The organism is Solwaraspora sp. WMMA2101 (assembly GCF_049179175.1).
Classification (GTDB): Bacteria; Actinomycetota; Actinomycetes; order Mycobacteriales; family Micromonosporaceae; genus Micromonospora_E.
Genome location: NZ_JBMHMA010000006.1, coordinates 3,905,434 through 3,920,209, shown reverse-complemented (window position 1 = coordinate 3,920,209; position 14,776 = coordinate 3,905,434). Strand labels below are relative to the sequence as shown.

The window sequence follows — 14,776 nt, the reverse complement described above, 5'->3', positions numbered from 1 at the left end:
GGAGCGTGAGGTTTTGATGAGACGGATCCTGTGGATCGCGGCGGTGCTCGCGGTGACCGGTTGCGAACGGCCGGCGGCCCCCGGCCCGGCCGGCGCGCCGCCGACCCCGGTCGCCACCGCCGCCGGCACCGCGCTGTTCGCGGTGGAGTCCGCGACGCTGGACGAGATCGTCATCGACGCGCAGGGCTTCGTGCTCTACCGCTCCGACCGGGACACCGCCGGTGTGAGCGACTCCGCCTGCACCGGGCAGTGCCTGCAGTCCTGGCTGCCGGTGCCGTGCCAGGGCGAGGTCCGGGTCGAGGGCATCGACCGGCAGCTGGTCACCTGTTTCACCCGGTCCGACGGCCGGCGGCAGTTGTCGTTGGCGGGCTGGCCGCTGTACGGCTACACCGGTGACCGGATGCCTGGCGACACGAACGGTCACGGGCAGTCCGACGAGTGGTTCGCCATCAGCCCGAACGGGCTGCGGGCGGGTCAGGGGCCCTGACCGGGCAGCCGCAGCCGGGCCTCGGTGCCGCCGCCCTCGGCGTTGCCCAGCCGCAGCTGGCCGCCGTGCAGCTGCGCCACCCAGCTGGCGATCGCCAGGCCGAGCCCGGTGCCGTCGGCGGCACCGGTGCGGAACCGCTGTTCCGGGGTGGCCGCCACCGCTTCGCTGAGCCCCGCCCCCCGGTCGCGGACCCGTACGGTCGGCGGTTCGGCGCTGACCTGCAGCCGTACCTCGGCCGGCCGGTCAGCGATCCGCCCATGTTGGACGGCGTTCTGGATCAGGTTGCGAAGCGCGATACGCACCAGTGCCGGATCCCCGACGGCGACCACCGGCACGGTGTCCGGTACGGCGACGTGCGGCGGCTGCACCGTGTCGGCGAGCACCTCCTCCGCCAGCTGGTCCAGCCGGAACGGTTCGCGGCGCAGGTCCCGCAGGCCGGCGACCAGTTGCGCCCGGGTGAGCAGGACGGAGACCGAGTCGGCGAGCCGGTCGGCGGAGCGCACCACCTGGCGCAGCGCCGCCGGCCGCCGGTCCGGTTCGGCCAGCGCGTCCTCAGAGACCGCCCGGATCACCGTGAGCGGGGTACGCAGCTCGTGCGCGGCGTCGGCGACGAACCGCTCCTGCTGGTTGAGCGCGTCGGCGATCGGCTCGGTGCCGCGCCGGGCGAGCAGGTAGCCGCCGGCGCAGGCGAGGACGGTGAAGGCGACGCCGCCGGCGGTCAACGCGAGCGCGAGCCGCTGGTTGGCCGCCTGCGCCGGGCCGGTGTCGCCGAGGACGACGACGGCACCGGCGACGGTGCCGGTGACCGCGTGTTCGAACGGTACGGCGAGCAGCGGGGTCGGCGTACCGGCGCGGTCGGCGAGCGGGTCGACGATCTCGGTGCCGGACGACCAGACCTGCCGGGCGGGGGCGAGCAGTTGCGCGGGCGGGACCACCGGCAGCCGCGCAGGGTACGCGAAGACCAGGCTGAGCTCGGCCCGGCCGGCTTCGTAGACGTAGACGGCGGTCGGTCCGTTGGCCACCGCGTTGTCGAACAGCTTGTCGAGTTGCAGTGCACCGGAGTCGTAGTAGAGCAGGGCGGCGGCGGTGCTGGCGGTGCGCCGTAGTTCGGCGGCGACCACTTCGTCGCGTTGCCGTTCGTCGACCAGCAGGGCGACCGCACCCATCCCGGCCAGCCCGACCACGTTGATCGCCATGACCAGGACGGTGATCCGGATCCGCAGGCCGCGCAGCCGCTCCGCGGTCTGCAGCGGTTTGCCCGCCTGTCGTCCGCTCACGGTGTCGGTGCCTGTCGTCCGGTCACGGCTGGGACGCCGCGATCTGGTAGCCGAAGCCGCGTACGGTGTGGATCAGTTGCGGCTCGCCGAGTTTGCGGCGCAGTTGGGCGACCACCGCGTCGACCACGTTCGAGCTGGGGTCGGCGAGCTCGTCCCAGCAGTGTTCGAACAGGTCGCTGCGGCTGACGGCGGCCGGGCAGCGGACCAGGAGCATCTCCAGGACGGCGAACTCCTTGCGGGTCAGGGTCAGCAGGATGCCGGCCCGGCGGACCTCCCGGCGGGCCGCGTCGACCTCCAGGTCGGCGATGCGCAGCAGCGGCGGGCTGGTGACGCCCCGGCGCCGGCACAGCGCCCGGACCCGCAGCACGAGTTCGGCGGTGACGAACGGTTTCACCACGTAGTCGTCGACGCCGGCCTGGAAACCGGCGATCCGGTCCCCGGCGCTGTCGAGGGCGGTCAGCACCAGTGCCGGTACGGTCAGGCCGGCGCGGCGGCGGTGGCCGAGCTGGTTCAGCGAGTCGCCTTCCGGAAGGATCCGGTCGAGCACCAGGCAGTCGTAGTCGTTGACGCTCATGTTCAGGTCGGCCTGGCTCCAGTCGGCCGCCTGGTCGACCGCGAAGCCACCGGTACGCAGCGCGGTCACGACGGCGCCCCGTACCTCGGGGTCGTCCTCGACCACCAGCACCCGCATGCGGGCGAGGCTAGCAAGTTGTCGTCACCGGGACATTTCGCCGGCCGTTTCCGGGTCAGCGTACCGCCGTGCACTTCGCGCCGTTGAGGGTGAAGCCGGTCGGCGCGGTGGTCGTGCTGGCGCCGGTGACCACGAAGCCGAGCTGGACGCTGCCGCCGGGCGCGATCAGGCGGTTCCACTGGTAGTTGCGGACCGTGACGTCGGGTGGGGTGAGGTCGACCGGCTCGGCACCCCACAGGTACGCGATCTGCTGGTCGTCGGGCATGGTCCAGCTCAGCGTCCAGCCGTCGATCGGCTCCGCTGCGAGGTTGCGGACGTCCAGCTGCGCCTGGAAGGCACCCGGCCAGTGGTTGATCACCTGGTGGGCGACCTCGCAGGTCGGGGCGACCGGGGTGGTGGTCACGGTCAGCGGCGCGGACAGCGGCGAGCTGTTGCCGGCGTCGTCGTGGGCCCGTACCGCGAAGGTGTAGCTGGTGCCGGGCTGCAGGCCGCCGACCCGGGCGGTCGGACCGGTCGGCGGGTGCTGCGGAGCGGTGGCCACCCGGGTGGTCGAGCCGTCGGGGTGCACCCGCAGCACCTCGTACCAGGCGACGTAGACGTTGTCGGTGGACGGCTGCCAGCGCAGGGTGACCGCGTCGGTGCCGGTCTGGGTGGCGGTCAGGCCGGTGGGGGCGGTGGGTGCCTGGTCGTCGCCGGGCGGCATGGTCAGTCGCAGGCCGGGGCTCGTCGGCGACCGGTTGCCGGCGGCGTCGCGTGCGGCCACCCAGAACTGGTACGTCCGTGACGGCTGCAGGCCGACGATGGTGATCTCGTTGACCGGGCTGGTCTTGATGATGATGTAGTCGGCCTGCATCTGGGCGATCTCGTAGCCGGTGACCGCGACGTCGTCGGTGGCGGCGGTCCAGGTGAGGGTGACCTGGTCCGTGCTGATGGCGGCGACGGTCGGGGCACCGGGGGTGGTGGGCGCCTCGGTGTCGGCGCCGGTCGCGGCGCTCGCACTCGCCGCCGGCAGGGCGGGACCGAGCAGTACGGCGGCGAGCAGGACGCCCAGCCGTCGGGCGGCCCGGGGGCGACGGCTGCCGTCGCGGTGGGCTGCGCGATCCGACGGCGGCGGTGGCACAGTGGTCACGGGTGACTCGCTTTCGGTGCGGGCACCGGCGGACGAACCAGCGCCAGGACATCCATGGTCAACGATGCATGTCGCGGGGCGCCATCCGCCGTCCGGTGACAGTTCCGCCGTGCGGGCCCCGGCCGGACCACTGTGAGCTGGGACACCGTCGACCGGCGGCCCCGGACGATTGTCGATGCCCGCACGGCGCTGCCGCCGATCCCGACCGCGACCGGGCCAGGCAGCCACGACAGCTCCATACACAACGAAGCCTGCCGATGCATCGGCAGGCTGCGCAGGACAGTTGGACGCAGCGGCGTCGCGGTCCTGACTTGTCGGCGATTCCACGTCGTAACAATCGAGGACTAGCGTGGGGACGGGGAGGGCAACCCCCGTCCCCACCATCAGTTACTGACACGCACGAGCGGTTTGGCGTCCAGGTCGTGCGTGACGCGCGGGAGCCGGGCCACGCGAGTGGCTCTGGTTCCACCTCCTCTCGACAGGCGGTGCGTGGCTGGCGGCGGAGTCCGGGCTGGCCCGCCGCCAGCCCAAGGGCTGAGCGGTCGGCGAAGCGCTGCGAACAGCGCCACGCCGCGCGTCGGTACAGTGTTCCGGGTGCACATCCATCAATGGAAGCGCTCCCATGGGAGGACTGTAGCCTGAGTCACGAGTTTGCGAAAGTCCAGAGGCTGATCAGCTCACGAAATGAAGGCGTGACGAGACGGTTACGCCCAGGATCCCAGGGTCAACCGCCGAACCGCTGCACGTCCGCGGTCGGCCCGGCGACGATCAGCAGCGCGTCCGGCGGGATCACCGAGTCCGGTACGGCGTACCGCAGATGCTGGTCACGCTCCTTGATGCCGACGACGGTGATGCCGTACCGCTGCCGCAGCCGGGCCTGCGCCAGGGTCTGACCCGCGCTGTCCGCCGGGGCGCACACCTTGGCGATCGCGAAGCCGTCGTCGAACTCGATGAAGTCGAGCATCCTGCTGGCCAGCAGGTGCGCGACCCGGTCCCCCATGGTGGCCTCCGGAAAGATCACGTGGTGGGCACCGACCGAGGCGAGGATCCGGCCGTGCTTGGCGGTGATCGCCTTCGCCCAGATCTCCGGCACGCCGATCTCGGTCAGCGACACGACGGTCAGGATGCTGGCCTCGATGTCGGCGCCGATGCCGACGACCGCGCACGGGTAGTCGGCGACCCCGAGGTGCCGCAGCGACTCTTCGTCGGTGGGATCCGCCTCCACCGTCCGGGGCAGCCGGTCGGACCAGCGCTGCACCCGGCGGGGATCGCCGTCGATGCCGAGCACCCGGTGACCGAGCCGGCACAGCGACAGCGCCACCTGCCCACCGAATCGACCCAGGCCGATGACGGCCACGCTGTCGTCAGTGACGCCGTCGCCGGCCGCACCGACCGGGGACGGATCGGCAGCCGTCAGGAACGGGTCGTCTGTCATCAGGGAATCCATCCGGAGATTATTTCCTACTTTCGGCTTCTATGGCATTTTAGGCAGTTCCATCCCCCGACCACGGCACTATCGACCCAGCCGGCCGCGACATGCCGTAGGCCCGCCGACGCAGAAAGTGGACATTACCTAAAGTCGTTGTCCAGTAACGGAATTCTCCCTGGTCAACGACGGTCGTCGAGGTGTTGTCGCCGGTCACCGATCCGGTAAGCTTGCCGGCGGTCTCCGCCAGGCGGCACCCACCGGTGCCGGCGGTGACCGCCGCCTAATCGTCCTTCGGGGTGAGCCGGGGAACCACGTTTCCACCGGGGTGAATCCGCGACGTCGCGGTAGGGATCGTTCCGTCCCGAACCCGTCAGCTAACTCGGTCGGCGGCCAAGGAAAGGAACAGGATGACCGCACCCCTATACCGGCGGGTTCCGTTCACCGCCGCACTGGCCGCCGTGACCACCCTGCTCGCCGGCCTCGTCGTCGCCACCCCGGCCGCCGCCCAGGACCCCTCGGACGAGGGCGCGCAGCCACTGCTCAGCGACGTCATCGAGTCGACCAACCGAGGCTTCGTCGAAGCAAAGGCCGCCGTCGAGGAGTCCCGCAAGCGGCAACTTCAGCTCAACCTCGAACTGGAGAAGGTGGAGGAACGTCTGGAGGCACTCACCCCGCAGATCGGCGAGGTCGCCTCCAATTCGTACCGTCTCGGCCGGATCACCCCGGTGATGGTGCTGCTCAACAGCGCCAGCCCGGACGACCTGCTGGACCGGGCCGAAGGCCTGGACATGATCGCCATGCACGACAACAAGCGGGTCCGCGAGCTCAACGAGGCCCGTGAACAGGCCGCCCGGGCCGTCGCGGCGATCGAGGCCGAGGTGACCCGCGAGGAACAGCAGCTCGAGGTGATGTCCCGCCAGAAGAAGGAGGCGGAGAAGGCCCTGCAGCTGGTCGGCGCGGTCGCCACCAACGGGTTCGTCTCGGCCACCTCGCCGGTCGCCGCGCAGGCACCCCGCAACGCGAACGGTTCCTGGCCGTCCGAGTCGTGCAGCCTGGACGACCCCACCACGAGCGGCTGCATCACCCCCCGCACCATGCACGCGCTCAACGAGGCCAAGAAGGCCGGCTTCACCCGCTTCGTCTCCTGCTTCCGACCCGGTGGCCCGTTCGAGCACCCGAAGGGCCGGGCCTGTGACTTCTCCATGCAGTCCAGCGGCTTCGGCGGCGACGCCACCGGCGACGCCCGGCTCTACGGCAACAACCTGACCGCGTTCCTGGTCCGCAACGCCGACAAACTCGGCATCCTCTACGTGATCTGGTACCGCCAGTTCTGGTCACCGACGACAGGCTGGAGCTCCTACAGCGGCGCCGGCGGCGACCCGAGCAGCGACCACACCAACCACGTGCACCTGTCCCTGCTCTGAGTGCCCGCGCGCCGGTCAGTCAGGACGGCTGGCCGGCGCGCGAAGCGTCGGGCCCCGCGGCCCGGTGCGGGGTCGCGTCGGACCCCGCGGCCGGTGCGGGGTCAGTCAGTCGGTACGGGCCGACCGGCGCACCGGGGAGCGGCCCGCCGGCTGCTGCGGCGGCGGGCCCGCCGCCCCGGCCGGCGCGATCGCCCGGGTGACCGGCTTGTCGGCGGCGACGGTGATCGCCTCACCGTGGTGCGTCAGCTCGATCGTCGCGTTCGGATCCACGTCGCGTAGCGCATAGGTCACCTCGTCGCGCCCGACGGACACCCGCAGCCGCATGCCCCGCCACATCATGGCGAACTCGAGCCGGTTGATCCGCTGCGGCAACCGGGGGGCGAAGGAGAGCTCCCCGGCGTGGTCGCGCATCCCGCCGAACCCGGCCACCAACGCCAGCCACGCCCCGGCCAGCGCCGCGACGTGGATGCCGTCACGGGTGTTGCGGTTGATGTCGTGCAGGTCCATCAACGCGGCCTCGCCCAGGTAGTCGTGGGCGAGCTCCAGGTGACCGGTCTCGGCCGCGATCACCGCCTGGGTGCAGGCCGACAACGAGGAGTCCCGCACCGTACGCCGCTCGTAGTAGGCGAAGTTGCGGGCCTTCTCCTCGTCGGTGAAGGCGTCGCCCCGCCAGTGCATCGCCAGCGCCAGGTCGGCCTGCTTGACCACCTGCTTGCGGTACAGATCGAAGTACGGGTAGTGCAGCAGCAGCGGATAGTGGTCCTGCGAGGTGCCCGCGAAGTCCCACTCCTGGTGCCGGGTGAACCCGGCCGACTGCGGGTGCACGCCGAGCTCGTCGTCGTACGGAACGTGCATGGACAGCGCCGCGTCCCGCCAGGCCGCGGTCTCCTCGTCGTCGACACCGAGCACCCAGGCCCGGTCGGCGTAGCGCAGCGCGCAGTCGGCCGCCGTCAGCAGGTTCCGCTGCGCCATCAGGTTGGTGTAGATGTTGTCGTCGACCACCGCCGTGTACTCGTCCGGCCCGGTCACCCCGTCGATGTGGAACCGGCCGTGCCGGTCGTGGTGGCCGAGCGAGCGCCACAGTCTGGCCGTCTCCACCAGCAGCTCGAGGCCGATCTCCCGCTCGAACTCGACGTCACCGGTGGCGTGCACGTAGCGCCGGACCGCGTCGGCGATGTCCGCCGCCACGTGGAAGGCGGCGGTGCCGGCCGGCCAGTACGCCGAACACTCCTGCCCCCGGATGGTGCGCCACGGGAAGGCCGCCCCGTTGAGCCCGAGCATCCGGGCCCGTTCCCGCGCCTGGTCCAGCGTCGAGTGCCGCCAGCGCAGCACCGAGGCGACCGCCGCCGGCTGGGTGTAGGTCAGCACCGGCAGTACGAACATCTCGGTGTCCCAGAAGGCGTGTCCGTCGTACCCCGGTCCGGTCAGGCCCTTCGCGGCGATCGGCCGCTGCTCGGCGCGGGCCCCGGCCTGCAGCACGTGGAACAGGCCGAACCGGACCGCCTGCTGGATCTCCGGGTCGCCGTCGACCCGCACGTCGGAGTGGTCCCAGAAGTCGTCGAGGTACTTGCGCTGCTCGGCGCAGAGCCCTTCCCAGCCGGAGATTCGGGCGCCGGCCAACGCCGCCCCGACCTGGTCGCGCAGCGCCGGCAACGAGCGCTGACTGGACCAGCCGTACGTCAACAGCTTGACCACCCGCAGCCGCTGCCCCGGCTGCAGCAGGCAGGAGACGGTGGTCCGGACCCAGTCGTCGAACCCTTCGGTGCTCACCGCCACGTCACCGGGGCCGTCGATCTCGTGCCCCATCGCCGCCGCCATCCGCAGCCCGCTGGCCTTGGTCCGGTGGATCAGCAGCCCGCCGTCGGACTGCACCAACCGCTCCTCGGCCTGCAGCGGCTGGTCCAGTACGGCGGCCACCCGGGGGTCCTTGCTCTGCGCCGGCAACTCCTCGTTGGCGACCAGCTCGGACTGCACGATGATCCGCAGCGGCTCGTCGACCGCCTCGACCTCGAAGCAGACCGCGGCGACCGCCCGCTGGGTGAACGACACCAGCCGGGTACTGCGGACCCGGCAGGTCCGACCGGCCGGCGACCGCCACTCCAGGCGCCGGTCCAGCAGCCCGGCCCGCAGGTCGAGCACCCGCTCGTGGGAGAGCAGGTCGCCGTAGCGCACATCGAACGGTTCGTCGTCGACCAGCAGCCGGATCGGCTTGCCGTTGGTGACGTTCACCAGGGTCTGCCCGGACTCGGGGAAGCCGTACCCGGCCTCGGCGTAGGGCAGCGGCCGCAACTCGTAGAACGAGTTGAGGTAGGTGCCCGGCAAGCCGTGCGGCTCCCCCTCGTCCAGGTTGCCACGGAATCCGATGTGCCCGTTGGCCAGTGCGAAGACCGACTCCGACTGCGCCAGGATGTCGAAGTCCAGCCGGGTCTCCCGGACATGCCAGGGCTCGACCGGGTAGGCCCGCTCGCGGATCACCGTTCGGCTCCGACCAGCAGCTCCCCCAGGTCGTTCACCACGATGTCGGCACCATGGGCGAGCAGTTCGTCGCCGATACCGACCCGGTCGACGCCCACCACGCAGCCGAAGTCACCGGCCCGTGCCGCCGTCACCCCGGCCAGCGCGTCCTCGAAGACCGCCGCGTTCGCCGGCTCCACCCCCAACTGCGCGGCGGCGGCCAGGAACGTGTCCGGTTCCGGCTTGCCGCGCAGGCCCTTCTCTCTCGCGATCACCCCGTCTACCCGCACCTCGACCAACTCCTCAATCCCCGCCGCGATCAGCACGTCCCGGCAGTTGGCGCTGGCCGACACGACGGCCCGGTGCAGCCCGATCCAGCGGGCAGCATGAAGGTAGGCCAGCGAACCGTCGTAGACCTGCACGCCGTCTTCGGCGATACGTCGCAGCAGGACCTCGTTCTTCCGGTTGCCGATGCCGTTGACGGTGTCGGCAGCCGGGGGGTCGTCCACCGACCCCTCGGGAAGCTCAACGCCTCGCGAGGCAAGGAAGGAACGCACCCCGTCGGCCCGTGGTCGGCCGTCGACGTACCGGCTGTAGTCGGCGCCGGGATCGAACGGAAGGAAGGGGTGGCCGGCGGCCAGGGCACGGGCGCGGAGGAAGTCGTTGAAGGTCTCCTCCCACGCCCTGTTGTGTACTTTCGCGGTCTGGGTCAACACCCCGTCGAGGTCGAAAAGGCAGGCGGTCACATGAGTGGGTAGACCGAGCACCCCGCCAATCTAACCCGATCTCCACGGTGCCGGCCCGGTTTCCGCCGCCCGCCGGCGGCGCGCGGCGGGTGAACACGGCGGGTGAGCCGGTCACCGCCACCCGACGTCGATGCGGTCACCCCGCTCGTCGAAGAAGTGCAGCGCGTCCATCCGGACCGAAACCGCCAACGGGTGCCCTGCGGTGACCGCCGGGTACGGGGCGAGCCGTACCGCCAGCTCGGCGGGGCGACGGTGGTGCCGACCGCCGTCGCTGAGCACGCTCTCCCGGGCACCGCCGGGCCGGGGCGAGGCCGGGTCGGCGGCCGCCGGCTCTGCGGTCCGCCCGGTGAGGCGTTGCATCACGCTGCCGAGACGACGCAGCCGCTGACCGGAGCCGCCGGTCGGCTCCACCGGCGTACCGCCGAGGTCGTCGACCACGATCGCGGTCGCGCCGATGTCGAGGTAGGCCAGGGACTCGTGGCCGTGGTGTTCGAGGAAGCGGATCCGGCCCTGCAGGACGTCGCCGGGGGTGTCCGGGGCGACCGGGGTGAGTGCCTCGGCGCGCATGCCGACCACGATGCGTTCGCCGTGGTAGTGCGAGACGGCGCGGGCCCGGATGTCGTTCCAGGGCAGGTAGAGGGCCTGGTCGCCCAGGCTGAGCGTGACGTACCGGTCGAGGTGTACGTAGACCGAGGCTTCCAGCAGGTTCATCCGGGGGCTGCCGAGGAACGCGGCGACGTAGAGGGTGGCCGGTCGGCCGTACACCTCGGTCGGGGTGCCGACGTCCTGGAGCACGCCCTTGCGCATGATCGCCACCCGGTCGGCCATGGTGAGCGCCTCGGCCTGGTCGTGGGTGACGTAGATGGTGCTGACGCCGAGCTCGCGGACCAGGCCGGAGATCTCGGCGCGCAGCTCGGCCCGCAACCCGCTGTCCAGGTTGGACAACGGCTCGTCCATCAGGAACAGCCCGGGCCGACGGACGATCGCGCGGCCCATCGCCACCCGTTGCCGCTGGCCGCCGGAGAGCTGGCTCGGCCGACGGGCGAGCACGTCACCGATGCCCAGCGCGCTGGCGACGTCGGCGACCCGTTCGGACCGGGCCTCGGTGTCGACCCCGGCCAGCCGCAGCGGGAAGGCGATGTTGTCGCCGACGGTCATGTGCGGGTAGAGCGCGAAGTCCTGGAAGACCATGGCGACCCGCCGGTCGCGCGGCGGGACGTCGTTGGCCAGCTCGCCGTCGAGCATGATGGCGCCGCTGCTGGGGTCCTCGAGACCGGCGACCATCCGCAGCACGGTCGACTTGCCGCAGCCGGAAGGGCCGAGCAGCACCATGAACTCGCCGTCGTTGACGTCGAGATTGACGTTGTCGACGGCAACGGTCCCGTCGGTGAAGACCTTGGTCACGTCCTTGAGCGCGACGGTGGTCACCGTCACCTCCCCGCAGCATCGATTGCCCGCCCCGCATTGACTGTGACGAGCACCATGCGCCTGGCACATCGGGTAAACGTGCCATGTTCGCATTGTGACAGTGCGATTACCGATGATGCCGACGAGATTACCGAGCGGTTACTTCCGCAGGGTGGGGCACCGGGGCCGGGGCGGTGCCGAACTCCGCGTACCGGGGGACGCCGTCCCACTGCTGGCCGGAGCGGCGCAGGAAGTAGTCGAGCCCGGCGTCCCAGGTGTGCCCGGTCGCCCGCCGCTCGTACAGGTACCCGAGCGGATGGGTCCGGTAGATCAGCCCACCGGCGCGCAGCACCCGGTCCATCAGACCACGGTCCACCGACCGGGGCACCGGCCGCCAGCCGCCGACCGCCTCCAGGTCGCCCCGGGCCATCAGCATGGTGCCGCCGGCGACCGGAGCGCCGTACGTCTCCGGCGGTACGGCGGCCCGCCGTACCGTCACGCCCAACGTCTGCAGCACCACGAACTCGGCCGCCTTGCCGACCAGCATCGCGCCGGAGAACTCGCGGGCCAGCACCAGGTCCCAGACGTGCTCCGGGCCGTACACGTCGTCGTCGTCGACCTTGGTGACCAGACTCCCCCGGGCCCGTGCGGTCGCCGCCCCCATCACCTCACCGAAGCTCAACCCGTCCGGCGCACTGAAGATCTGAATCGGCCGGCCGCAGTCGGCCAGCTGCGACCGGACGTCCGCCGCCAGCTCGATGCCGTGCAGGCAGAGCACGATCTCCAGCTCCGGGTAGGTCTGCCCGGCGAGTTGGCGCACCACGTCCGGCAGGTACTCGGGCCGGCGGGTGACCAGCACCGCGCTCACCGACGGCGGGGCGGCCAACGCCGGGAACGTACCGCCGGTGACGTCGCCGGCGGCGAACGCCGCGCCGTGCCCGCGCAGCGCCGCCGACCGCTGCCGTACGCTGCGGATCTCCCACTCCAACGGGTCCGCGCCCACCCCGGGCAGCTCGGTACGCAGCACCTCGAGCAGCCCTTCGGCGAGCCGGTCGGCGACCGACGGCGGCAGCTGCGGCACCCGCAGCACCGCCCCGCCCGCCGCCACCTGCGCCAGCAGCGTCGCCTCCGCCGCCGGATCCGCCGCCGGCAGCTCGGAGCAGGTCAGCTGGGCGAACCGGCGGGTCGCGGCCAGCTGGTCGCCGGTCAGCGGCAGCGCGTCGAGACGGCCGGACGCGACCGCTGGCGCGTCGGCAGCACCGGACGGACGGATCCGCCATCGCAGCACCGGCTCGTTGGTCAGCAGTTCCAGCACCCCGGACGGTTCCTCCGGCCCGTACCGGCGGCCGCGCCCGATCGGGTTCGCCGCCGCCGCGTCGATCAGCACCAGCGGCTGCCGGTTCGTCACCCGGGCACCGGTCCCACCGGCTGTCACCGCCACCCCGACCAGGTCGGGCCCGGCGGTCAGCGCCGCCGCGTCCGGCGCGAGCACCACGTCGTACGCCCGGATCTCCGGGTTGACCGTCAGCTGGTCGACGACCGTGACGGTGCCGGCCGACGCCTGCCAGGCCGGGACCGGGCCGACCACGGTGACGTCGGCGCTCGCCGGGCGCGGCAACGGCCGCACCGGCGCCAGCACCGCCCAGACCGCGGCCAGTACGTCGTGCAGCGCGACCGGCGCGACCAGCTCGACGGTGACCCGCGCGGCACCGCCGCCGGCAGGCAGCACGACCCGGTGCCCCCGGATGCCGGGCACCGGGCCGAGCCGGCCCGACCAGCCAGGCGTCGGCGGGCGCCAGCGACGCACCCGGACGGTGAGTCGACGCACCGGGGTGCGGGCGGCCGGCGCGCTGAACAGCGTGCGCAGCGCGGCCAGCGATTCGGCGTCGACCAGCAGGTGACGCAGTGGGCCCGCCATCGCGGGCAACGCCCGTTCGGGGCCCTGTTCGGACAACCGGATCCGCCGCCACCAGCGGCGGGAGCCGACACCGCCGGCCCGCACCCGGTCCGCTTCCGTCAAGGAGGACTGCACCGCCGCCTGCTCCGTCACCCTGCTGCCACCCTGCCCTCGGATCAGATCCTGCGACGGGGGCTGACGCACGTCAGCGTCCGACCCACGTCACGCCAGAGGCTACCGGTCGGCGTTGCGGTACGCTGCACGCGTGTCCCAGCCCGGCGCCGTGTCCTCCGCTGCCTCACCACACAACGACTGGTCGCGGATCCGGCCCGCCGAGCCGGGGCAGTCGACGCCCCCCGCCCAGGTCACCGTCTGCGTGGTCGGCGGCGGCGACCCGAGCGCGGCCGCCCGGACCACGGCGGCGCTCGCACAGCAGCGCCACCCCGCCGAGCTGCTGCAGGTCGTCACCCGCGCCGACGACAACGGATTCGTCGACCTGGTCGCGGCGGCCACGAGCGAGATCATCGTCCGGATCCCGGCCGGCGCGGTGCCCGGGCCGGATCTCGTCGGCGCCCTCGCCCGCTGGCCACAGGCCGACCCGGACGCGGTCGGCCTGGCCGTACCGGCGCGCTTCGGTGGCACCGTGCCGGAGCCGGAGATGGTCGCCGCGCACGCCAGCGCCGGCACCCTCGGGCAGCTCTTCGCCGGCAGCGCCGTCGACGCCGGGCTGACCCGTCGCCTCGAGGCGACCCATCAGCTGCGCACCGCCGACCACACCGCCTTCCTGACCGCCGCCGGCACCGCCTTCGCCTTCCACCGCAGCCGCTACCGGCCCGGCACCGATCCGTACCAGGGCGCCGACGTCGAGGTCGCCTACCGGCTGGCGCAGGCCGGTGCCGTGTTCGTGCCGGAGCCGACGGCCAGCCTGTGGACGCTCGTCCCGACCGATCCGGCCGGGGACGACCGGCAGGCCCGCGCCGCGCTGACCGATCTGCTGCCGTACCCGCGCCAGCACCGTGACCGGCCCGGTCGGACCTGGCAGGTGCCGCTGATCTGCGCCATGGTGCCGGTGGACCAGCCGTACGAGGTGGTTCGCGCCTGCGTCGACCGACTGCTGGCCAGCGACGAGCGGGACCTGCAGGTCGCCCTGGTCGCCGACTGGGCCGCCGCCGGGCCGACCGGGGGTGGCGACCAGCCTGACGACCTGCGGTTGCTGGCTGCCGAGTACCGCCACGAGCCACGGGTCCGGCTGGTCGACACCGCGCCGGCCAGCGCCTACCCGTCGCCGTACCTGCTGCGGGTGCCGGCCCGGCTGGGCGTCGGGCGCCGGACCGTGGGTGCGGTGACCGCCGCCATGGAGAAGTGGCGCTGCGGTCTGCTGCGGGTGCTGCCCGCCGGTGCCGGCTCCGCGACGTACGCCGTCGAACTGTGGTCCACCGCCGCCCGCTGCCGGGCCACCCACGCCGGGACGGCGGAGGATGCCCTGGTCGAGGCGGTCGCGGCAAGTCACGGTCAACGGTGGGAGACCGGCAGCGAGTTCGACGTCGTCGACCTGGCCACCGCCGGGCCCGGTGCCGCCGACGCCACCACGACGGCGGCCCCCCGACGGGCGGCGAAGACCGTACCCGTCGGTGGCGCCCGCAGCCTCGGCCGGGCCACCGTCTTCGTCGCCCGGCAGTACGCCCGTGGAGTGCGTCGACGGCTGGTGTCCCGCTGAGCGTGGCGCACCCGCGCACGTCCCGGAGACCGCCCGACCAGGCAGCGCCGCCGGCCTGACCGGGCCGCCGGCCAGGCGGCGCCGCTGGCCTGACCGAGCCTCGATGGCCGGGTTTCCG

At 72.5% G+C, this 14,776-nt stretch carries 11 protein-coding genes and 1 riboswitch; of the genes, 3 read left to right on the top strand and 8 right to left on the bottom strand.

Annotated features, from left to right (window positions below; all coding sequences use genetic code 11):
• Positions 1–16 precede the first annotated feature (16 nt).
• Positions 17–487, top strand: a complete 471-nt coding sequence (locus tag ACN28F_RS18705; protein WP_421358920.1) for a hypothetical protein — start codon at positions 17–19, stop codon at positions 485–487.
• Here ACN28F_RS18705 and ACN28F_RS18700 read toward each other — a convergent pair.
• The 4 genes from ACN28F_RS18700 to ACN28F_RS18685 all read right to left on the bottom strand — a co-directional run bounded on the left by ACN28F_RS18700 (position 475) and on the right by ACN28F_RS18685 (position 5,019).
• Complete coding sequence (locus tag ACN28F_RS18700; RefSeq protein ID WP_421358918.1) at positions 475–1,764, bottom strand: sensor histidine kinase; 1,290 nt, start codon at positions 1,762–1,764, stop codon at positions 475–477. The genes ACN28F_RS18705 and ACN28F_RS18700 overlap by 13 nt on opposite strands.
• 22 nt (positions 1,765–1,786) lie before the next feature.
• The gene (locus ACN28F_RS18695; protein ID WP_289209205.1) at positions 1,787–2,455 is read right to left on the bottom strand and encodes a winged helix-turn-helix domain-containing protein; all 669 of its coding nucleotides are present in this window, start codon (positions 2,453–2,455) and stop codon (positions 1,787–1,789) included.
• A gap of 55 nt (positions 2,456–2,510) precedes the next feature.
• A complete protein-coding gene (locus ACN28F_RS18690) occupies positions 2,511–3,584 on the bottom strand; it encodes a cellulose binding domain-containing protein (protein WP_421358916.1) in 1,074 nt (357 codons plus the stop codon).
• A gap of 724 nt (positions 3,585–4,308) precedes the next feature.
• Positions 4,309–5,019: a potassium channel family protein gene (locus tag ACN28F_RS18685; RefSeq protein WP_421358914.1), complete on the bottom strand. Its 711-nt coding sequence runs from the start codon at positions 5,017–5,019 to the stop codon at positions 4,309–4,311.
• A 261-nt stretch (positions 5,020–5,280) separates the two neighbouring features.
• A riboswitch (cyclic di-AMP (ydaO/yuaA leader) is annotated at positions 5,281–5,418 on the top strand.
• Positions 5,419–5,420: 2 nt separating this feature from the next.
• On the opposite strand from ACN28F_RS18685, the gene ACN28F_RS18680 reads away from it, so the two are divergent.
• A complete protein-coding gene (locus tag ACN28F_RS18680; protein WP_421358912.1) occupies positions 5,421–6,437 on the top strand; it encodes a coiled-coil domain-containing protein in 1,017 nt (338 codons plus the stop codon).
• Between the two features lie 105 nt (positions 6,438–6,542).
• Here the strand turns inward: ACN28F_RS18680 and ACN28F_RS18675 are convergent, their stop codons facing one another.
• The 4 genes from ACN28F_RS18675 to ACN28F_RS18660 all read right to left on the bottom strand — a co-directional run bounded on the left by ACN28F_RS18675 (position 6,543) and on the right by ACN28F_RS18660 (position 13,094).
• Positions 6,543–8,912: a glycoside hydrolase family 65 protein gene (locus ACN28F_RS18675; protein ID WP_289209202.1), complete on the bottom strand. Its 2,370-nt coding sequence runs from the start codon at positions 8,910–8,912 to the stop codon at positions 6,543–6,545.
• Positions 8,909–9,658 (bottom strand): HAD family hydrolase, encoded by a 750-nt coding sequence (locus tag ACN28F_RS18670; RefSeq protein WP_289209201.1) that lies wholly within the window; start codon positions 9,656–9,658, stop codon positions 8,909–8,911. Before ACN28F_RS18670 ends, ACN28F_RS18675 begins: the two co-directional genes overlap by 4 nt.
• Positions 9,659–9,748: 90 nt before the next feature.
• Positions 9,749–11,065 (bottom strand): ABC transporter ATP-binding protein, encoded by a 1,317-nt coding sequence (locus tag ACN28F_RS18665; RefSeq protein ID WP_289209200.1) that lies wholly within the window; start codon positions 11,063–11,065, stop codon positions 9,749–9,751.
• Between the two features lie 127 nt (positions 11,066–11,192).
• Positions 11,193–13,094, bottom strand: coding sequence for a hypothetical protein (locus ACN28F_RS18660; protein ID WP_421358910.1), 1,902 nt, complete (start codon positions 13,092–13,094; stop codon positions 11,193–11,195).
• Between the two features lie 112 nt (positions 13,095–13,206).
• On the opposite strand from ACN28F_RS18660, the gene ACN28F_RS18655 reads away from it, so the two are divergent.
• Positions 13,207–14,658 (top strand): hypothetical protein, encoded by a 1,452-nt coding sequence (locus tag ACN28F_RS18655; RefSeq protein ID WP_421358908.1) that lies wholly within the window; start codon positions 13,207–13,209, stop codon positions 14,656–14,658.
• Positions 14,659–14,776 lie beyond the last annotated feature (118 nt).